This window comes from uncultured Ruegeria sp. (assembly GCF_947504215.1).
Taxonomy (GTDB): Bacteria; Pseudomonadota; Alphaproteobacteria; order Rhodobacterales; family Rhodobacteraceae; genus Ruegeria.
Map to the genome: position 1 here is coordinate 203,348 of NZ_CANNGO010000002.1, position 18,177 is coordinate 221,524.

The following is an 18,177-nucleotide window of genomic DNA, read 5'->3' on the forward strand; positions in this document are numbered from 1 at the left end:
TCGTATCCTAAGGCCAACCTTCTTGGGTGCAAGCGAGATGGGTTTTTTTCCCTCTGTTCAAGGGGGAGTGGTTGTTGCCCAACACCCGCACGCCCCGTTCCCGAGGCTTAAACTTCTCTCCATCATAACTCCTTTCAACAAGCCGGGCAGAGCGGCGGCTGAAAGGAGCACAGATGGTATTCGATTTCTTGCGTCGTGGATCGACTGGTGAGGCGCCTGAGGCAAAAGCAAGTGCTGCGGGGCCCGTGGTGGCGTGGCAGACGGGTGGGCGTGTGGCGTGGAGCGCCAGAGATACCGTCTCGCTGACGCGGACGGGGTTTTCGGGGAACCCGGTGGGGTTCCGCTCGGTCAAGCTGATTGCTGAGGCGGCGGCGGCCTTACCTTTGGTGCTGCAGGATCAGGGACAGCGCTATGATGTGCATCCGATCATATCCCTGATGCGCCGGCCGAATGCGGCGCAGGGGCGGGCGGAGTTGATGGAGGCGCTGTTCGGGCAGTTGCTGCTGTCGGGCAATGCCTATGTCGAGGCTGTGCAGGCTGAAGAAGGCTTGCCGGTTGAACTGCACGTTTTGCGCTCGGACCGGATGAGCGTGGTGCCGGGGGCGGATGGTTGGCCCAAGGCGTATGATTACTCGGTGGGTGGTAAGAAACACCGGTTTGCGGCTGATGCGATCTGTCATATCAAGTCGTTCCACCCGCAGGATGATCACTATGGGTTCTCGCCGATGCAGGCGGCGGCGATGGCGATTGATGTGCATAACAGCGCGTCGCGGTGGTCGAAATCTCTGCTGGACAATGCCGCGCGGCCTTCGGGCGCGCTGGTGTGGAAGGGCGGCGATGGCCATGGGGTTATGGCTGAGGATCAGTTCCGTCGCCTCTCGGATGAGATCGAGCAGAACTATCGTGGGGCGCGCAATGCAGGCCGTCCGATGGTTCTGGAAGGGGGGCTGGATTGGAAACCGATGGGTTTCTCGCCCTCAGACATGGAGTTTCAAAAGACCAAGGAAGCCGCCGCCCGCGAGATCGCGCTGGCCTTTGGGGTCCCGCCGATGCTGCTGGGGATACAAGGCGACGCGACCTATTCGAACTATCAGGAGGCCAACCGGGCGTTTTATCGCCTGACTGTGTTGCCCCTGGTGACGCGGGTGGCGGCGGCGGTGTCGGAGTGGTTGGCGGGCTTCACTGGTGAGGAGCTGGTGCTGAAGCCCGATCTGGATCAGGTGCCCGCGTTGTCTGCTGAACGCGATGCGCAATGGACGCGGGTGAGCCGTGCCGAATTCCTAACGGATGCCGAGAAACGTGCGCTGCTGGGGCTGCCGGAGCGTGCCGATGAGTGAGGGATACCCGCCGTTCGAATGCGCGCCGGGCCTGCGTTTGGCTGCGCATGAGCGGGTGGCCGAGATCCAGCACGAACATCTATGTCGGCGGCTGGATCAGATCGAAGAGATGATGGAGCGGTTGGAGAAGCGTTTGTGGCTGGCGGTCTATGGCGTGGCGGCGGTGATCCTAGCGCAGGCGTTCCAGTCTATTCTGGTAGCAACGCCGTGAATTCAGATGGTTATGAGGAGTTGTTCATGGATTTGGAACGCAAGTTTACGCGGTTTGGCGAAGGGCTGTCCGTTTCTGAGGACGCAGTAATCGAAGGCTATGCCAGCCTGTTTGGTCAGGTCGATCAGGGCAGCGATGTGGTGCAGCGCGGGGCCTATCGCGGCTCGCTTGACGGGCTGGCCAAGGCGGGTCAGCGGGTCAAGATGCTGTGGCAACACGATCCGGTACAACCCATCGGCGTTTGGGACGAGGTGCGTGAGGATGACCAGGGTCTGTGGGTCAAGGGGCGTTTGCTGGAGAGCACGCAGAAAGGTCTTGAAGCGGCCGAGCTGATCCGGGCGGGTGCCATTGATGGGCTATCGATTGGCTATCGCACCAAGCGGGCCGTGAAGAATGACAAGGGCCAGCGGGTCCTGACGGAACTGGAGCTGTGGGAGGTGTCGCTTGTGACGTTCCCGATGCTGCCCAGTGCGCGGGTGGCGGCAAAGGGGACGACCCAGGATGCCGAAGACATCCTGCGCAGTATTGCCGAGGTGTTCAACACTGCCCGGCTGGAGCTGGCGCGAACCTAGCGCGCCGTAACCTCACCCCCAAAAAGGAAGTGCTGATGAGGAAGACCGAAACCCCGGCCTTGACCGGAGAGGGTGTGCCCCTGGTTCAGGAGGTGAAGCAGGCAGTGGCCAGCTTCGTAAACGAATTCAAGGACCTGAAGGCTGAAGTTAAAACCAAAATGCAACAGACAGAAGAGCGACTGACTATGCTGGATCGTAAATCAACCATGGCGGCGCGTCCGCATCTTGCGGCCTCGATCGAGGACGGCGCACCGCACCAGAAGGCCTTTGATGCCTATGTGCGCTCCGGTGAAGATGACGGGCTGCGCGGGCTGGAGATGGAGTCGAAGTCTCTGTCCAGCGCGGTGAACAGCGACGGTGGTTATCTGGTCGATCCCCAGACCACCGAGATCATCAAGTCTGTTTTGAAGTCGACCGCTTCGATCCGCTCGGTTGCCGGGGTGGTGAATGTCGAGGCGAACTCGTTCGATGTTCTGGTCGACCATACGGATGTCGGCGCGGGTTGGGCGGATGAAAGTTCGGACACAACCGAGACGGCCACACCGATGATTGATCGCATCTCGATCCCGCTGCATGAGCTGAGCGCCTTGCCCAAGGCGTCGCAACGATTGCTGGATGACAGCGCGTTTGACGTGGAAGGCTGGTTGGCCGGTCGTATTGCAGACAAATTCGCGCGAGCCGAAGCGGCAGCCTTTATCAATGGCGATGGTGTGGACAAGCCTAAGGGCATTCTGACCCACAGAACCACTGCGAACGATGCCTGGATCTGGGGCAACTTGGGGTATGTGCCAACCGGTATCGACAGCGGCGTTGACGCAGATGCGATTGTCGATGTGGTTTACGCGCTGGGCGCGCAGTACCGCGTCAACGGTACCTTTGTGATGAACTCTAAAACCGCCGGTGTTATCCGCAAGCTGAAAGACAGCGATGGCCGCTTCCTGTGGTCGGACGGTCTGGCTGCGGGTGAGCCCGCGCGTCTGATGGGGTATCCGGTACTGATCGCCGAGGATATGCCGGACGCGGCGACCGACAGCTTCTCAATCGCGTTTGGCGACTTCCAGTCCGGTTACACCATTGCTGAGCGTCCCGATCTGCGTGTTCTGCGCGATCCGTTCAGCGCCAAACCGCATGTCTTGTTCTACGCGACCAAGCGGGTGGGCGGCGACGTCAGCGACTTTGCGGCGATCAAGTTGCTGAAATTCGGCACCGCCTAAGCGGTGACGGATCCGGGGGGCCTTGGCCCCTCGGGCGGCGGGCGCGGGCTGGCGTAAGACCCCCCGCGTTGTCTAGCTGCTCCCCTCCGTCCGAGCAACGTGGGGCGGCGCGTGCCCGTCATTTTCCTGAGCGAGGCCCCCGGAGGGGTCCGAGATTGCGGAGTGAATAGATGATGTTGATCGAAGAAACCGCCATCGCGGATGCGGCGCTGCCGGTGGATCAGTTCAAAGCGCATTTGCGGCTAGGCACAGGTTTTGCCGAGGCGAGTCTACAAGACGAGGTCCTGAAGGGTTTTCTACGGGCGGCGATTGCGGCGATTGAGGCGCGTACAGGCAAGGTGTTGATCGGGCATGAATTTTCGTGGAGCCTGAACAACTGGCGTGATCCGGCAGGCGAGGTATTACCGGTGGCGCCGGTCACAGCGATTGATGCTGTAATGGTGACCGACACGGCTGGGGCCGAGACGGTCATAGACCAAGACGCCTACCGTTTGGAGCGGGATAGTCTGCGGCCTCGGATACGACCGGTATCTGGCGCGCTGCCCGCGATTGCGACCGGTGGATCGGTCAAGATCGCCTTCACCGCAGGGATGGCTGTGGACTGGGATGGATTACCAGCCGATTTGGGGCAGGCGGTTCTGTTGTTAGCGGCGCATTACTATGAATACCGGGATGAAACGGCGTTGGGCGACGGCTGCATGCCTTTCGGTGTAACCAGTCTGATCCAGCGCTATCGGATGGTGCGGTTCGGCGCAGGAGTGGCGAAATGAAGACGCCACGTTTGAACCGAAAGCTGGTGCTTGAAGCGCCAGTGCGGGTGGCCGATGGCGCAGGCGGCTATACCGAGATCTGGGCAGCTCAGGGAACGCTTTGGGCTGAGGTCAAGGCGCGCAGCGGGGCCGAGCGGCAGATCGCGGGTGTCCCCGTATCGCGTGTTGGCTATCGCATAGTTGTGCGGGGTGCGCCCGAGGGCTCGTCGATGCGGCCTGCGCCGGATCAGCGGTTTCGTGAGGGCAACCGCCGCTTCGTGATCCGGGCGATTGCCGAGCGCGACCCGCTTGGACAGTTTCTGACCTGTTTTGCAGATGAGGAGGTGGCGGCATGAGTTATGGCGTTTCGGCTGCTTTGCAGGCGGCGGTTTACCAGCAGTTGTCGGCGAATTCAGATGTCGTGACGTTGTCTGGTGGGGCCATTTACGACGCGGTTCCGGCAGGTGCAGTGCCGCAAACCTATGTGACGCTGGGCCCGGAAGATGTGCGCGAGGCCTCAGACAGGTCAGGTGCAGGGGCGGTGCATCGGTTCACGGTATCTGTCGTGTCAGAGGTCGCTGGGTTTGGCGCGGCCAAGACGTTGGCGGGAGCGGTATGTGATGCGCTGGAGAATGCGCCACTGACCTTGGACCGGGGCCGCCTGGTTGGGCTTTGGTTCGAACGGGCCTCAGCCAAGCGCACTGGAACCGGAGGTGCTGTGCGCCAGATCGATCTGAGATTCCGCGCCCGCGTGGAAGACAATTAAGCAATCATTGGAGAGAGCATATGGGTGCCCAGAACGGTAAGGACCTGCTGGTCAAACTGGATATGAACGGCTCGGGGCTGTTCGAAACCATCGCGGGGCTGCGCGCCACACGGGTCAGTTTCAACGCCGAAAGTGTGGATGTCACCAGTCTGGAAAGTCAGGGTGGTTGGCGCGAGTTATTGTCCGGGGCGGGGGTTAAATCTGCTGCGATTTCGGGCTCGGGAGTGTTCAAGGACGAAGGTACTGATGAGCGCACCCGGCAGCTTTTTTTTGACAGCGAGACGCCCGGATTTCAGGTGATCATCCCCGATTTTGGCATTGTCGAGGGGCCGTTTCAGGTGACCGGGATCGAGTATGCAGGATCACATAATGGCGAGGCCACCTATGAGATAAGCATGGCGAGTGCTGGTGCTTTGACCTTCACAGCGCTGTAACCCTGATGGCAAATCCATGGACGGGAGAGGTGGCACTGACCATCGATGGGGAGCGGCGGCTCCTCAAACTGACATTGGGTGCATTGGCGGAATTGGAGCAAGAGCTGGAAACAGTGTCGCTGGTGGATCTGGTACAGCGTTTCGAAGGCGGGGTGTACTCCAGTAGCGATGTTCTGGCGTTGATCGTAGCCGGGCTGCGGGGGGGCGGTGCGAATGTGCGCCGGGACGATCTGTTGAGTGCTGAAATTGAAGGCGGGCCGATGGCTGGCGCACGTGCAGCGGCCGAGTTGCTGGCGCGGGCGTTCATGGTTCCGGGTGACGCATGAACGGGTTGGACTGGCCCGTCCTGATGAGGGCCGGGCTGGTCGGCCTAAGGCTGCCTCCAGATCAATTCTGGCGCCTGACGCCGGTTGAGTTGCGGCTGATGCTGGGTCACGGCGGAGGTTTGCCGGCGATGAACAAGGCTGGTCTGGATGCCTTGCTAGTGGCCTATCCGGACAAGACACAAGGAGAGCGTGATGACGGATCGTGACGGCTTTGACGACTTGCAGGAACGGGGCGAGGCGCTGGGTGACTCGCTGGGCGATGCTGCATCAATGGCAGCGGCTTTTGATGGGCAGATGAGGCGGATCAGTGCCGCTTTTGAGGAAACCGGCAAGGATGTCGCCACGCTGGAGCGCGGCATGTCCGGTGGGTTGCGCAAGGCTTTTGATGGCGTGGTGCTGGATGGGATGAACTTGTCGGATGCGTTGGATGTACTGAAGAATTCGATGATCCGCACCGCTTATTCTGCGGCGATCAAACCGGTGACGGACCATTTCGGCGGCATGCTTGCGGGTGGCATTGGTGGGCTGGTGCAAGGGCTGTTGCCTTTCGCGGATGGCGGCAGCTTTAGCCAGGGTCGGGTGATGCCATTTGCCAATGGTGGTGTGGTCAGCGGACCAACGACGTTCCCGATGCGTGGCGGAACCGGTTTGATGGGCGAGGCCGGGCCTGAGGCGATCATGCCGCTTGCACGCGGGCCGGACGGAAAACTGGGCGTGCGAAGCGCGGGCGGCGGGCAGCCCGTGAACGTTGTGATGAATATTTCCACCCCGGATGTGCAGGGTTTCCGGCGCTCGCAAGGTCAGATCGCGGCTCAGATGAGCAGGGCGCTGGGCCGTGGCAATCGCAATAGATAAACGAGGGAGCAGGTCATGAGTTTTCATGAGGTAAGGTTTCCGGCGAGTCTGAGTTTTGGCTCGGTCGGTGGTCCGGAACGGCGTACGGATGTCGTGACTTTGGCCAATGGGTTCGAGGAACGCAACACGCCCTGGGCCCATTCGCGGCGGCGCTATGATGCGGGTCTGGGAATGCGGTCCCTTGATGACATTGAAACGCTGATTTCCTTTTTCGAAGCACGCCAAGGTCAGATGTTCGGGTTTCGTTGGAAAGACTGGTCGGACTTCAAGTCCGGCAAGGCGACCGCCGAGGTCACGGGCGAAGACCAGGTCATCGCGCGCGGTGATGGGGTGCAGACCCGGTTTCAACTGGTCAAAACCTATAGCTCGGGCGGGGTCAGCTATGTCCGCCCGATTGCGAAACCGGTGCTGGGAACGGTGCGTTTAGGTTTGGATCAGGACGAAGTTCGGGAGGGGGTCGACTTTGAAGTGGATCTGACAACCGGGACGGTCACATTTGCTGACCCGCCGCCCGAAGAGGTCGACATCACGGCCGGGTTCGAATTTGACGTGCCGGTGCGCTTTGATACCGAGAAGATCCAGACCAGTGTCGCCAGCTTTCAAGCGGGCGATGCACCAAGTGTTCCAGTGGTCGAGGTACGGGTTTGATGGCGGGCGATAAGCAGGGTTTGCACGCTCATCTACAAAGCGGGCTGACTACGGTGTGCCGATGTTGGGCGATCACGCGCACCGATGGGCAGGAGTACGGGTTTACCGATCATGACATGGAACTGCGATTTGACGGGCTGGTCTTCAAGGCCAGTACCGGCCTGACCGCCGCAGCGATTGAGCAGGCAACTGGTCTGTCGATCGACAATTCCGAGGCCATGGGCGCGCTTTCTGACGCCTCAGTGCGGGATGAAGATATTGAAGCGGGGCGTTTTGACGGGGCCGAGGTGCGTGCCTGGCTGGTCAATTGGGCCAACCTGGATCAGCGCATGCTGCAGTTCCGAGGCTCGATCGGCGAATTGCGGCGCGCAGGTGGTGCGTTTCACGCCGAGTTGCGCGGGTTGACTGATTTGCTGAATCGGCCATTGGGGCGGGTCTACCAAAAGCCTTGTACGGCTGTGTTGGGGGATCGGGTATGCCGGTTCAACACTGATACACCGGGGTATTCGGTAGAAGCCGAAATTCTTGGGTTTGACGGCGGAACGCTGCTACGCCTGGTTGGTGGAGAAACCGCGGATGAGGCTTGGTTCGAACGCGGCAGGTTGGATGTGGTGTCTGGCCCGGCAAACGGTTTGTGGGCGTCGATAAAGCAGGACAGTCGCATAGACGATGGCCGCGAGATTACGCTGTGGTCCAGCATAGGTGGCGGGCTTGCCATCGGGGACAGGGTTAAGCTCATTGCCGGATGCGACAAGCGTATGGAGACCTGCCGTCTGAAGTTCAACAACACGCTGAATTTTCAGGGTTTTCCTGATCTTCCCGGCGAAGATTGGGTGATGGCCGTGCCTAAGAAAAACAAGCCGAACAAAGGGGGGAGCATCAGGTGAGCGAGCGCAGAGAAGGCATTGTCGCAGAGGCCCGCTCTTGGTTGGGCACGCCATATGTACATCAGGCGGCAGCCAAAGGGGCTGGTACGGATTGTCTGGGTCTGCTGCGTGGTGTCTGGCGGGCGCTTGTCGGGCGGGAACCGGAAGCTGTGCCAGCCTATAGCAAGGACTGGTCGGAACCGCAGGGCGAAGAACGCATGTGGGCTGCCGCCCGGCGGCATCTGATTGAAAAGCCGACATGCGTGTTGGAAGTGGGTGATGTGCTGCTGTTTCGAATGCGAGATCGAAGCGTCGCCAAGCATCTTGGCATCGTCAGTGAAACCGGCGAAGCGCCGCGTTTTATCCACGCATATTCCGGATACGGCGTTGTCGAAAACGCGTTGAGCGATCCCTGGCGCCGCCGGGTGGTCGCCTGTTTTGAATTCCCGTTGGAGGATCTCTGATGGCTACTATTCTTCTTTCTGCCGCAGGGGCTGCGCTGGGCGGTTCAATCGGGGGCACGGTCGCCGGTTTGTCGACCGCGATCATTGGGCGCGCGGTGGGTGCCACGGTGGGTCGGATCATCGACCAAAGGCTGCTGAGTCAATCTGTGATGGGAGATGGCAGTGAGGTTATTGAGACTGGCCGGATGGATCGATTCCGGCTGACCGAGACCGGCGAAGGCGCAACGGTCACGACCGTTTTTGGCCGCATGCGCGTTGGCGGTCAGGTGATCTGGGCGTCGGATTTTCTGGAAACCCAAAGCACCACAACCGAAGGTGGCAGCGGAGGCAAGGGAAAGCCCAAAACACCCGAGGTTACGACGGTCACTTACAGTTACTCTGTTTCTCTGGCTATTGCCGTCGGTGCGGGTGAAATTGCCGACGTTGCGCGCATCTGGGCCGATGGTGAAGAACAGGAACGCGTCGGCCTGAATATGCGCATCTACTATGGCACCGAGGATCAATTGCCTGACCCATTGATCGAGTCCATCGAGGGTGCAGGAACCGTGCCCGCGTATCGCGGAACGGCTTATGTTGTGATTGAAGACTTCCAATTGGCCGCTTTTGGCAATCGTGTTCCGCAATTCTCATTTGAAGTGGTGCGTCCTGCGCAGCCCGATATGCCGGATCATGACAGCTCGTTGCCTCAAATCGTTCGCGGCGTCGCGCTGATGCCGGGAACCGGCGAATACGCGCTGGCCAGCACGCAGGTGAACTACTCCAATCAGTTTGGTCACCATCGGGCAGCCAATGTGAATTCTGCTTCGGGCCAGCCTGATCTGGTGACATCGACGCAAGCGCTCGAGAAAGAAGTGCCGAGCTGTGACGCCGCATCGTTGATCGTATCCTGGTTCGGAGATGATCTGCGTTGCGGTTCATGCCAGATCCGGCCAAAGGTCGAACAGAAGGAAATCGACGGTCAGGGCATGCCCTGGACGGTGTCGGGACTGAACCGCGACAGTGCTCTGATTGTTAAGCAACTGGATGATCGCCCGATATATGGCGGTACGCCTGCGGATGCGGCGGTGGTGCAGGCTATCCGGCATTTGAAAGCCACCGGAAAACGCGTCATGTTCTATCCGTTTATCCTGATGGAGCAATTGCGGGGAAACAGTTTGCCGGACCCGTGGTCTGATCGGCTCGAACAACCCCATTTACCATGGCGTGGGCGGATCACGCTGGATATCGCACCGGCGCGCGCAGGCTCACCGGATCAGTCAGCAGCGGCCGACGCTCAGGTTGCCGCGTTTTTTGGGCACGCACGGGCCAGTGACTTCTCTGTTGGAAATGGCACGGTGTCTTATCACGGTCCTGCAGAATGGGGTTTGCGACGGTTCATTCTCCACTATGCGGCGTTGTGTAAGGCGGCAGGCGGCGTGACCTCGTTCTGCATTGCGTCCGAGATGCGCGGTCTAACACAGATCCGTGGCGCATCCGGGTTTCCTGCTGTCGGGCAAATGAGTGCGCTGGCTGCTGAAGTGCGTCAGATACTGGGGCCGAACACGAAGATCGGGTATGCTGCGGATTGGAGCGAGTACTTCGGCTACCAACCGACCGGAAGCGGTGACAGGTTCTTTCATCTCGATCCGATTTGGGCCGATGACAATATCGACTTCGTCGGTATCGACAATTACATGCCGCTCTCGGATTGGCGTGACGGCGAAAAGCATCTGGATGCCGAGGCCGGTGCGCCGTCCATATACGATCTGGACTATTTGCGCGGAAACATCGAAGGCGGAGAAGGATATGATTGGTATTATGCGTCGCCAGAAGAAGCATTGGCCCAGATCAGAGCGCCAATCGAGGATGATGCGCACAATGAGCCGTGGATCTGGCGTTACAAGGATTTGCGCAATTGGTGGTCGAACCCGCATCACGAGCGGATAGACGGTGTCCGGCAGGCAAACCCAACCGATTGGGTGCCGGGATCAAAGCCGATCTGGTTCACTGAACTGGGATGCGCCGCAATCGACAAAGGCACGAACCAGCCGAACAAGTTTCTGGACCCAAAGTCGTCGGAATCCTTTTTGCCCAAGTACTCCAATGGGCTGCGCGATGATTTCATTCAGGTGCAGTACCTTAAGGCGACACTGGGCTATTGGAATGATCCGCAGGTCAATCCGGTATCAAGCGTTTACGGCGGTCCCATGCTGGATCTGTCAAACGCCTATGTCTGGGCCTGGGATGCTCGTCCATTCCCAACGTTTCCGAATTTGCGAAGTCAGTGGAGTGACGGTGAGAACTATGCGCGTGGCCATTGGTTGAATGGGCGTTCCGGATCGCGAACTCTGGCATCGGTTGTGACCGAGATCTGTCATGGGGCCGGCGTTACGGACATTGATGTGTCGGGGCTCTACGGCATTGTGCGCGGCTACGTGATCGAGGACGTGACAAACGCGCGTTCGGCCTTGCAACCGCTGATGCTGCGCTATGGTTTTGATGCCATCGAGCGCGACGGGGTGCTGCGGTTTCAGATGCGAGATGGCTATGGGGCGGTGCAACTGGATCCCGATCATCTGGCCGTCAGCTCTGATCTAGACGGCACGGTCGAATATCGCCGGGAAGCCGAAGCCGAAATGACTGGCCGCGTGCGCCTTCGGTTTGTGCAATCGGACGCAGATCACGATGTGGTCGCGGAAGAAGCGGTTTTGCCCGATACCAGTACGCATTCGGTTTCGGTCAATGAAATGCCATTGTCGATGACACGCGCCGAGGGACGGCAGACTGCAGAACGCTGGTTGAGCGAAGCACGGGTATCCCGCGATACGTCCCGTTTCGCATTGCCGCCCTCGATGATGCATTTGGGTGCCGGTGATCTGGTGCGCCTGTCGGATGAGGATGGTGGAGCGGTTTATCGGATCGACCGTCTGGAAACAGCTGATCTGCAATTGGCGGACGCTGTTCGGATAGAACAGGGGGTCTACAAGGCCGCTGAATTGCAAGAGGATGCCGTAAACGTAAAGCCTTATGTGGCCCCTGTTCCCGTTCTGCCAGTCTTCCTGGACCTGCCGCTGATCACCGGTGCTGAAGTGCCCCACGCGCCATACCTAGCGGTTTCATCCGACCCATGGCCCGGCAGCGCGGCGGTTTATTCGTCCGCCGCTGACGAGGGGTACATTCTAAGCGATGTGATCACCGGTCAGGCCATCATTGGCCGTACCGAAACGCCTCTAAGGCGGGCGAGTGCCGGGATTTGGGACGAAGGTCCGGCCTTGCGGGTCAATTTGATCGGGGGGGTATTGGAATCCCGCCCACGCGACCTATTGCTGAACGGTGTTAACCTTGCCGCAATTGGCGATGGCACGCCCGATAACTGGGAAGTGTTCCAGTTCTCCGATGCAGCGTTAGAGGCGTCGGGCACCTATGCCCTGTCTGGCCGGCTGAGGGGGCAACTAGGCACTGACGCATTGATGCCAGATATGTGGCCCGAAGGATCGTTGTTCGTGCTGCTGAACGACCGGGTCTATCAGACCAGCCTGTTGCGGACCGAGCGGCGCATCGCCAAGCACTACCGTATCGGCCCGGCGACGCGCGGATACGATGACCCGTCATACCAGCATCTGGTCCAAGCGTTCGGCGGCAACGGTTTGCGACCCTACGCACCTGTGCATCTAAGGGCAAATTCGACCACCGTAGGGTTCGAGATGTCGTGGATACGGCGCACCCGGCTGGACGGCGATGATTGGTCTGGCCTGGATGTGCCCTTGGGTGAAGAAAGCGAGTCTTACCTGCTGCGCCTATTGGAAGGCGGCACGGTGGTGCGAGAAGTCGTCACAACCGAGCCCAATTGGTTGTATTCAACTGCGATGCAAGCAACCGATGCGCTGACGGGGCCATTCGAGGTGGAAGTTGCGCAAGTCTCCGCCGTTTACGGGCCGGGCGCTGCGTCCCGTCTGATTGTCGGGTAGGCTGTTTGATGCGCCCTGTTCTTCATGGTGATGTCAGTTCTGCGGCACGGGCTTTGTTATCTGTGCCGCAGATTGACCGAGAGCGTCTTTGCATTCGGATGATTGCTGAGGCTGAATTGGCCGACGCGCATGTCCTTAGAACCGGTCGACTTCATCCGATCTATGGTAATGGCTCGCTCATGGCGGTTGCGCGAAACAGGTCGTTGCCGGATGAGCCTGATTTTGACGACGTGCGATATTGTCAATGTTTTGAAACGGTTCTGCGCCATCTTGTCCGATTTCAAATCAGCCAGCGGCACAGCTGACGCATTTGCTCGCCGCCAGATCCAAGTTCAGCCGCCCATCCAGAATATCATCACCGCAATCCTCGCAATACCCATACTCGTCCTGTTGAATGCGGATTAACGCAGCCCTGAGGCGAAAGGTCTCGAGGTCACGGTTGGCCTGTTGTGCCTTCGCCATCGCCTGATTTTGTAATGCATCCATGCGGCTGAGGCGGCCAACGGCCTGCTGGTCTAGTTCTACAACGGCCTGCGCCGTCTGGCCTGACGCGGACAGCTGTACCAGTTCCGCCAAACGCGCGCGGATTTTTGTTTCGAAATGGGCGCGTTTTAACTCATTCATTCTTGTTGCATCGCCGTTCACAGGTTTGCGTTTGGTGTTTTTGTCACTAGATGGCATTCTAGGCGCAGCAAAGGAACAAAAGCTATGTTTGAAACGCGCAGACAAGTGACGAATGTTGACCCGGTCTGGGATCGTATCACTTCTGAGGCCCACGCAGCGGTCGAGAAAGAACCCCTGATGGGTGGCTTGGTGCACGCCTGTATCTTGCATCACCGGAGTTTGGAGCGTGCCCTGTCCTACAGGGTGGCGGCAAAGCTATGCTCGAACGAGATGTCGATGATGGTTCTGCGCGAGATTGTCGATGAAGCCTATGTCGACGACCACAGCTTGCTTGAAGCCGCTCGTGCCGACCTGATGGCCGTCTATGAGCGCGATCCGGCCTGCCATCGACTGCTACAGCCGATCCTGTATTTCAAAGGCTATCAGGCCATGCAGGCCTATCGTGTCGCGCATTGGCTGTGGCGCAAAGGGCGTTATGATCTCGCGTATTTCTTCCAGATGCGGTCCTCCGAGATCTTCGGGATCGACATTCATCCGGCCGCGAAAATTGGCAAGGGCATCATGATCGACCATGCTCATTCCATCGTCATTGGTGAGACCGCTGTGGTGGGCGACAATGTCTCGATGCTGCATTCGGTCACGCTGGGCGGAACCGGCAAGGAAGAGGAACAGCGCCATCCGACGATAGGTGACGGTGTTCTGATCGGGGCCGGGGCCAAGGTTTTGGGCAATATCGAAGTGGGTCACTGCAGCCGTATCGCTGCCGGATCAGTGGTGTTGCAAGAGGTTCCGGCCTGTAAGACGGTGGCTGGTATCCCTGCCAAGATCGTGGGGGAAGCGGGGTGCGATCAGCCATCCATTTCTATGGATCATATGCTGGGCAAGGACCAATAGCCTGAGTTGAATGAACAAAAAAGCCGCCTCGAAATTTGAGGCGGCTTTTTTGTGTGTGTTCGCCGGGTTAGGCCAGCATGACCATCGGGTTTTCCAGATTGTCGACTATGGCCTGCAAAAGCTGTGCGCCAAGCGCGCCGTCGATGACCCTGTGATCGACCGACATTGTCACGGACATGATGGTTGCAACAGTCAATTCTCCATCGTCGCCAACAACGGGTTTCTTTGCGCCAGTACCGACCGCCAGAATCCCCGCATGTGGTGGGTTCACAATGGCGTCGAAATTGTCGATGCCGAACATGCCCAGGTTTGAGATCGCGAAAGTGCCGCCCTGATATTCATGCGGCGCCAGTTTGCGTTCGCGCGCGCGACCTGCGAGGTCTTTCATCTCGGTTGAGAGTGCAGACAGCGATTTTGTGTCGGCGTCCTGCAAGACCGGAGTGAACAGACCGCCCTCGATTGCTACAGCGACGGCCACATCCGAGGGCTTCAGTTGCAGCACCCGGTCGCCTGCCCAAACGGCATTGCATTCGGGCACCTGTTGCAGCGCGTTGGCGACGGCCTTGATGATGAAGTCATTGACGCTCAGCTTCACGCCGCGGGCTTCGAGTTGTTTGTTCAACTGGCTGCGGAACTTCAGCAACGCGTCCAGCTTGATATCTCGGCGCAGGTAGAAATGCGGGATGGTTTGCTTGGCTTCGGCCAGACGGGCGGCGATGGTTTTGCGCATCCCGTCCAGCTTGACCTCTTCGTACTCTCGGCCTTCGTACATCCGCGCGACCATATCCGCCGAAGGACCAGTCGGGGCCGCGGCCGCGGCGGGTGCTGCTGCCACGGGTGTAGGCGTGGCAACAGGTGTCGTTGCTGTTGCACCCTCTACATCGGCCTTGACGATCCGGCCATGTGGGCCCGAACCAGCAATCTGAGCAAGGTCGAGACCTTTCTGGGCAGCAATTCGGCGCGCCAGAGGCGAAGCAAAGATACGGCCGCCATCGGCTTTGACCGGAGCGGCGGGGGCAGGGGCGGGCGCCTCGGACACCGCTGGCGCGGCAGCCTCGTTGCCCGCGGCGGCTGCGGGTGCAGCCGCAGGGGCTTTGGCAGGTGCGGCGCCAATATCATCAGCGCTTTCGCCGTCTTCCAGAAGGATTGCGATGGCAGTGTTGACCTTGACCCCTTCAGAACCTTCGGGGATCAGGATCTTGCCGACGACGCCTTCGTCAACCGCCTCGAACTCCATCGTGGCCTTGTCGGTTTCGATCTCGGCCAGAAGGTCACCGGACGAGACGGTGTCGCCCTCCTTGACCAGCCATTTGGCAAGCGTGCCTTCTTCCATTGTCGGTGACAGTGCGGGCATCAGAATTTCAGTAGGCATCTGTCTGTCGCTCCTTACCGGTAGGTCACTTGTTTGACTGCGGCGATCACCTCATCAGTGGTCACCAGAGCCAGTTTTTCCAGGTTTGCGGCATAGGGCATTGGCACGTCCTTGCCGGTGCAGTTGATGACGGGGGCATCGAGATAGTCAAACGCTTCCTGCATCACCACGGATGAGATATAACTGCCGACCGAGCCTTGCGGCCAGCCTTCTTCGACCGTCACCAGACGGTTGGTTTTCATCACCGAACTGATGATCGCGCCGGTATCCATCGGACGGATGGTGCGCAGGTCGATCACCTCGGCACTGATCCCGTCTTCGGCCAGTTTGTCGGCAGCCTCAAGAGCGAACTGCATGCCGATGCCAAAGCTGACAATAGTCACGTCCGACCCTTCGCGCCAGATGCGGGCCTTGCCCAGCGGGATCGTCAAGTCATCCACCTGTGGCATGTCGAAAGACCGGCCATATAGGATTTCATTTTCCAGAAAGATGACCGGGTTGGGGTCACGAATGGCAGATTTCAAAAGACCTTTGGCGTCAGCGGCCGAGTACGGCGATATCACCTTGAGGCCTGGCACCTGCATATACCATGCGGTGTAATCCTGAGAATGCTGGGCCGCCACGCGCGCCGCTGCACCGTTGGGGCCACGGAAAACGATCGGGCAGCCCATCTGACCACCGGACATATACAATGTTTTGGCGGCTGAGTTGATGATCTGGTCCATCGCCTGCATGGCGAAGTTGAAGGTCATAAACTCGACAATCGGTTTCAGCCCCGCCATTGCGGATCCAACTGCGATGCCGGTAAAGCCGTGCTCGGTAATCGGGGTGTCGATCACGCGCTTTGCACCGAATTCGTCCAGCAAGCCTTGCGAGATTTTATAAGCACCTTGATATTCGGCGACTTCTTCACCCATCAGGTAGACATCTTCGTCACTGCGCATTTCCTCGGCCATGGCGTCGCGCAGGGCTTCGCGGACGGTCTGCTGAGCCATCTCGGCATCTGCAGGCCAATCGGGCGACAGATCAACGACCGGCGCGGCAGGGGCCGACGCAGGAGCGGTGGCCTCAGCCGCCACAGGGGCGGCATCGGCAACCGCTGCGGCTGCGGGTGCAGCCGCGGGCAGAGCCGAGGCGTCTTCGCCTTCTTCAACCAGAACCGCGATGGGCGTGTTGACCTTGACCCCTTCGGTGCCTTCGGCGATCAGGATTTTGCCAACGATGCCTTCATCGACCGCTTCGAACTCCATCGTGGCTTTGTCGGTTTCGATCTCGGCCATGATGTCGCCCGAGGATACGGTGTCGCCCTCTTTGACCAGCCATTTGGCCAATGTTCCCTCTTCCATAGTGGGTGAGAGTGCGGGCATGAGAATTTCGGTTGCCATGTCTTATTCGTCCTCTCAGGCGTAGATATCTGTCCAGAGCTCATCCAATGACGGCTCGGGGCTTTCTTTCGAGAATTCGGCGGCCTGGTTCACGACCTCTTTGATCTCTTTGTCGATTGCCTTCAGATCATCCTCGGTCGCATGTTTGCCGGACAGCAGCAGTTCGCGCACATGTTCGATCGGGTCGCTGTGTTCGCGGACCTTCTGAACCTCTTCGCGGGTGCGATACTTGGCCGGGTCAGACATTGAATGACCGCGATAACGGTAGGTTTTGATTTCCAGAATGTAAGGGCCCTTGCCAGAGCGGCAATGTGCAACGGCCTTTTGGCCCGCTTCTTTGACGGCCAGCACATCCATACCATTGACGATCTCACCCGGGATGCCGAACGCCTCGCCACGGTGATAGATGTCTTTGGTCGAAGTTGATCGTTCCTGCGACGTGCCCATTGCGTATTGGTTGTTTTCGATCACGAAGACCACGGGCAGGTGCCAAAGGGCGGCCATGTTGAATGTCTCATAGACCTGACCCTGGTTGGCGGCGCCATCACCGAAATAGGTGAAGGTAACGCCACCGTTTTCTTTATATTTGTCGGCAAAGGCCAGACCCGCACCCAAGGGGACCTGCGCACCGACGATGCCGTGGCCACCGTAGAAATGCTTCTCTTTCGAGAACATGTGCATCGAGCCGCCCTTGCCCTTGGACAGACCGCCAATGCGCCCGGTCAATTCGGCCATAACGCCGCCCGGCTCCATCCCGCAGGCCAACATGTGACCATGATCGCGATAAGACGTAATGCGCTTGTCGCCTTCCTGGGAGGCCGCCTCGAGGCCAACAACAACTGCCTCCTGTCCGATGTATAGGTGGCAGAACCCGCCGATCAAACCCATCCCATATAGCTGACCTGCCTTCTCCTCGAATCGGCGGATCAGTAGCATTTCGCGGTAATAAGTTTTTAGCTCTTCCGCAGAAACGTTTGGTTTCTTTGTGGTTTTTCGCGCAGCCATCGTGGCGATCTCCCCCTTCCGGACAGATAGTTTAGCTTTAAACTATCTCATAGAGTATTTGAGACAATCTGGCGAGTGGAAATGTGACGCAGCGTCTAACCCCGCGGTTTCCGGCAGAGCTTAAGGTGTTGGAAGTCTTGAAGGATGTGTCTTTAGATCAACAGGCGGGAGGAGGCTATTGGATAACGATCTCGTCCGCGCGGATCATACCCAGGATCGATCGGGCTTGCTGATCGAGCAGGTCGAGATCCAGATAAGTGTCAGACAAGCGACGCGTCAGGTTTTCCACTTCGGCGATCTCGGCATCAAGCTGAGCCAGGTTGCGCGACAGGGCATCCCGTTCCGCAGCAATCTCGACCCGTCTGAACAGGCCATAGTCGCCCTGCACGGCGGCAAAGGTGAAATACACACCCAGCATGAAAGCCACCGAGAAAAAGACAACTGCGCCCAAACCGGGCCGATGGGAACGGGACACTCTGTTTACCGCCGTATGAAATCTGCCTCAAAA

Annotated in this window: 22 protein-coding genes; 17 read left to right on the top strand and 5 right to left on the bottom strand. The window is 59.0% G+C overall.

The annotated features are described in order from the left end of the window. The first annotated feature begins 173 nt into the window (after positions 1 to 173). From Q1B21_RS06300 to Q1B21_RS06375, 16 genes are all read left to right on the top strand, one after another. On the top strand, positions 174 to 1,337 hold the full coding sequence (locus Q1B21_RS06300) for a phage portal protein (RefSeq protein WP_299887229.1): 1,164 nt from the start codon (positions 174 to 176) through the stop codon (positions 1,335 to 1,337). Next, positions 1,330 to 1,548: a hypothetical protein gene (locus Q1B21_RS06305; RefSeq protein ID WP_299887232.1), complete on the top strand. Its 219-nt coding sequence runs from the start codon at positions 1,330 to 1,332 to the stop codon at positions 1,546 to 1,548. The genes Q1B21_RS06300 and Q1B21_RS06305 overlap by 8 nt, the downstream gene beginning before the upstream one ends. A 26-nt stretch (positions 1,549 to 1,574) precedes the next feature. Then, complete coding sequence (locus Q1B21_RS06310) at positions 1,575 to 2,120, top strand: HK97 family phage prohead protease (protein WP_299887235.1); 546 nt, start codon at positions 1,575 to 1,577, stop codon at positions 2,118 to 2,120. Positions 2,121 to 2,155: 35 nt separating this feature from the next. After that, the gene (locus Q1B21_RS06315) at positions 2,156 to 3,334 is read left to right on the top strand and encodes a phage major capsid protein (protein WP_299887238.1); all 1,179 of its coding nucleotides are present in this window, start codon (positions 2,156 to 2,158) and stop codon (positions 3,332 to 3,334) included. A 170-nt stretch (positions 3,335 to 3,504) separates the two neighbouring features. Further along, on the top strand, positions 3,505 to 4,104 hold the full coding sequence (locus Q1B21_RS06320; protein WP_299887241.1) for a head-tail connector protein: 600 nt from the start codon (positions 3,505 to 3,507) through the stop codon (positions 4,102 to 4,104). Then, the gene (locus Q1B21_RS06325; protein ID WP_299887243.1) at positions 4,101 to 4,439 is read left to right on the top strand and encodes a phage head closure protein; all 339 of its coding nucleotides are present in this window, start codon (positions 4,101 to 4,103) and stop codon (positions 4,437 to 4,439) included. Before Q1B21_RS06320 ends, Q1B21_RS06325 begins: the two co-directional genes overlap by 4 nt. After that, positions 4,436 to 4,849 carry a DUF3168 domain-containing protein gene (locus Q1B21_RS06330; RefSeq protein ID WP_299887246.1) on the top strand — a complete coding sequence of 138 codons (414 nt, stop codon included), beginning with the start codon at positions 4,436 to 4,438 and terminating at the stop codon, positions 4,847 to 4,849. Before Q1B21_RS06325 ends, Q1B21_RS06330 begins: the two co-directional genes overlap by 4 nt. Positions 4,850 to 4,869: 20 nt before the next feature. After that, positions 4,870 to 5,283, top strand: a complete 414-nt coding sequence (locus tag Q1B21_RS06335) for a phage major tail protein, TP901-1 family (protein ID WP_299887249.1) — start codon at positions 4,870 to 4,872, stop codon at positions 5,281 to 5,283. Between the two features lie 5 nt (positions 5,284 to 5,288). Next, positions 5,289 to 5,609 carry a gene transfer agent family protein gene (locus Q1B21_RS06340; protein ID WP_299076109.1) on the top strand — a complete coding sequence of 107 codons (321 nt, stop codon included), beginning with the start codon at positions 5,289 to 5,291 and terminating at the stop codon, positions 5,607 to 5,609. Continuing rightward, positions 5,606 to 5,815, top strand: coding sequence for a rcc01693 family protein (locus Q1B21_RS06345; RefSeq protein WP_299887252.1), 210 nt, complete (start codon positions 5,606 to 5,608; stop codon positions 5,813 to 5,815). The genes Q1B21_RS06340 and Q1B21_RS06345 overlap by 4 nt, the downstream gene beginning before the upstream one ends. After that, positions 5,802 to 6,464 carry a phage tail tape measure protein gene (locus Q1B21_RS06350; protein ID WP_299887255.1) on the top strand — a complete coding sequence of 221 codons (663 nt, stop codon included), beginning with the start codon at positions 5,802 to 5,804 and terminating at the stop codon, positions 6,462 to 6,464. The genes Q1B21_RS06345 and Q1B21_RS06350 overlap by 14 nt, the downstream gene beginning before the upstream one ends. Before the next feature lie 15 nt (positions 6,465 to 6,479). Next, positions 6,480 to 7,112: a DUF2460 domain-containing protein gene (locus Q1B21_RS06355; protein ID WP_299887258.1), complete on the top strand. Its 633-nt coding sequence runs from the start codon at positions 6,480 to 6,482 to the stop codon at positions 7,110 to 7,112. Beyond that, on the top strand, positions 7,112 to 7,999 hold the full coding sequence (locus tag Q1B21_RS06360) for a DUF2163 domain-containing protein (RefSeq protein ID WP_299887261.1): 888 nt from the start codon (positions 7,112 to 7,114) through the stop codon (positions 7,997 to 7,999). Before Q1B21_RS06355 ends, Q1B21_RS06360 begins: the two co-directional genes overlap by 1 nt. After that, positions 7,996 to 8,442: a peptidase gene (locus Q1B21_RS06365; protein ID WP_299887264.1), complete on the top strand. Its 447-nt coding sequence runs from the start codon at positions 7,996 to 7,998 to the stop codon at positions 8,440 to 8,442. The genes Q1B21_RS06360 and Q1B21_RS06365 overlap by 4 nt, the downstream gene beginning before the upstream one ends. Next, positions 8,442 to 12,389, top strand: a complete 3,948-nt coding sequence (locus Q1B21_RS06370) for a glycoside hydrolase/phage tail family protein (RefSeq protein WP_299887267.1) — start codon at positions 8,442 to 8,444, stop codon at positions 12,387 to 12,389. The genes Q1B21_RS06365 and Q1B21_RS06370 overlap by 1 nt, the downstream gene beginning before the upstream one ends. 8 nt (positions 12,390 to 12,397) lie before the next feature. Continuing rightward, the gene (locus tag Q1B21_RS06375; protein ID WP_298936067.1) at positions 12,398 to 12,694 is read left to right on the top strand and encodes a hypothetical protein; all 297 of its coding nucleotides are present in this window, start codon (positions 12,398 to 12,400) and stop codon (positions 12,692 to 12,694) included. Here Q1B21_RS06375 and Q1B21_RS06380 read toward each other — a convergent pair. Next, positions 12,675 to 13,013 carry a TraR/DksA C4-type zinc finger protein gene (locus Q1B21_RS06380; protein ID WP_299887270.1) on the bottom strand — a complete coding sequence of 113 codons (339 nt, stop codon included), beginning with the start codon at positions 13,011 to 13,013 and terminating at the stop codon, positions 12,675 to 12,677. The genes Q1B21_RS06375 and Q1B21_RS06380 overlap by 20 nt on opposite strands. Before the next feature lie 84 nt (positions 13,014 to 13,097). Here Q1B21_RS06380 and cysE point away from each other — a divergent pair, with 84 nt between their 5' ends. After that, positions 13,098 to 13,907, top strand: a complete 810-nt coding sequence (gene cysE, locus Q1B21_RS06385; RefSeq protein WP_299076084.1) for a serine O-acetyltransferase — start codon at positions 13,098 to 13,100, stop codon at positions 13,905 to 13,907. A 67-nt stretch (positions 13,908 to 13,974) separates the two neighbouring features. Here cysE and Q1B21_RS06390 read toward each other — a convergent pair whose 3' ends face one another. The 4 genes from Q1B21_RS06390 to Q1B21_RS06405 all read right to left on the bottom strand — a co-directional run bounded on the left by Q1B21_RS06390 (position 13,975) and on the right by Q1B21_RS06405 (position 18,144). Then, positions 13,975 to 15,279: a pyruvate dehydrogenase complex dihydrolipoamide acetyltransferase gene (locus Q1B21_RS06390; RefSeq protein ID WP_299887274.1), complete on the bottom strand. Its 1,305-nt coding sequence runs from the start codon at positions 15,277 to 15,279 to the stop codon at positions 13,975 to 13,977. A 14-nt stretch (positions 15,280 to 15,293) separates the two neighbouring features. Further along, entirely contained in the window at positions 15,294 to 16,664 is a 1,371-nt protein-coding gene (locus tag Q1B21_RS06395; RefSeq protein WP_299887277.1) for a pyruvate dehydrogenase complex E1 component subunit beta, read from the bottom strand. Between the two features lie 15 nt (positions 16,665 to 16,679). Continuing rightward, positions 16,680 to 17,669, bottom strand: coding sequence for a pyruvate dehydrogenase (acetyl-transferring) E1 component subunit alpha (pdhA, locus tag Q1B21_RS06400; protein ID WP_299887280.1), 990 nt, complete (start codon positions 17,667 to 17,669; stop codon positions 16,680 to 16,682). Between the two features lie 175 nt (positions 17,670 to 17,844). Beyond that, on the bottom strand, positions 17,845 to 18,144 hold the full coding sequence (locus Q1B21_RS06405; RefSeq protein WP_299887283.1) for a septum formation initiator family protein: 300 nt from the start codon (positions 18,142 to 18,144) through the stop codon (positions 17,845 to 17,847). Between the last annotated feature and the right edge of the window lie 33 nt (positions 18,145 to 18,177).

Coding starts and splice junctions, on each gene's coding strand:
- Q1B21_RS06300 (WP_299887229.1), top strand. CDS start 174: ATGGTATTCGATTTCTTGCGTCGTGGATCGACTGGTGAGGCGCCTGAG.
- Q1B21_RS06305 (WP_299887232.1), top strand. CDS start 1,330: ATGAGTGAGGGATACCCGCCGTTCGAATGCGCGCCGGGCCTGCGTTTG.
- Q1B21_RS06310 (WP_299887235.1), top strand. CDS start 1,575: ATGGATTTGGAACGCAAGTTTACGCGGTTTGGCGAAGGGCTGTCCGTT.
- Q1B21_RS06315 (WP_299887238.1), top strand. CDS start 2,156: ATGAGGAAGACCGAAACCCCGGCCTTGACCGGAGAGGGTGTGCCCCTG.
- Q1B21_RS06320 (WP_299887241.1), top strand. CDS start 3,505: ATGATGTTGATCGAAGAAACCGCCATCGCGGATGCGGCGCTGCCGGTG.
- Q1B21_RS06325 (WP_299887243.1), top strand. CDS start 4,101: ATGAAGACGCCACGTTTGAACCGAAAGCTGGTGCTTGAAGCGCCAGTG.
- Q1B21_RS06330 (WP_299887246.1), top strand. CDS start 4,436: ATGAGTTATGGCGTTTCGGCTGCTTTGCAGGCGGCGGTTTACCAGCAG.
- Q1B21_RS06335 (WP_299887249.1), top strand. CDS start 4,870: ATGGGTGCCCAGAACGGTAAGGACCTGCTGGTCAAACTGGATATGAAC.
- Q1B21_RS06340 (WP_299076109.1), top strand. CDS start 5,289: ATGGCAAATCCATGGACGGGAGAGGTGGCACTGACCATCGATGGGGAG.
- Q1B21_RS06345 (WP_299887252.1), top strand. CDS start 5,606: ATGAACGGGTTGGACTGGCCCGTCCTGATGAGGGCCGGGCTGGTCGGC.
- Q1B21_RS06350 (WP_299887255.1), top strand. CDS start 5,802: ATGACGGATCGTGACGGCTTTGACGACTTGCAGGAACGGGGCGAGGCG.
- Q1B21_RS06355 (WP_299887258.1), top strand. CDS start 6,480: ATGAGTTTTCATGAGGTAAGGTTTCCGGCGAGTCTGAGTTTTGGCTCG.
- Q1B21_RS06360 (WP_299887261.1), top strand. CDS start 7,112: ATGGCGGGCGATAAGCAGGGTTTGCACGCTCATCTACAAAGCGGGCTG.
- Q1B21_RS06370 (WP_299887267.1), top strand. CDS start 8,442: ATGGCTACTATTCTTCTTTCTGCCGCAGGGGCTGCGCTGGGCGGTTCA.
- Q1B21_RS06375 (WP_298936067.1), top strand. CDS start 12,398: ATGCGCCCTGTTCTTCATGGTGATGTCAGTTCTGCGGCACGGGCTTTG.
- Q1B21_RS06380 (WP_299887270.1), bottom strand. CDS start 13,013: ATGAATGAGTTAAAACGCGCCCATTTCGAAACAAAAATCCGCGCGCGT.
- cysE (WP_299076084.1), top strand. CDS start 13,098: ATGTTTGAAACGCGCAGACAAGTGACGAATGTTGACCCGGTCTGGGAT.
- Q1B21_RS06390 (WP_299887274.1), bottom strand. CDS start 15,279: ATGCCTACTGAAATTCTGATGCCCGCACTGTCACCGACAATGGAAGAA.
- Q1B21_RS06395 (WP_299887277.1), bottom strand. CDS start 16,664: ATGGCAACCGAAATTCTCATGCCCGCACTCTCACCCACTATGGAAGAG.
- pdhA (WP_299887280.1), bottom strand. CDS start 17,669: ATGGCTGCGCGAAAAACCACAAAGAAACCAAACGTTTCTGCGGAAGAG.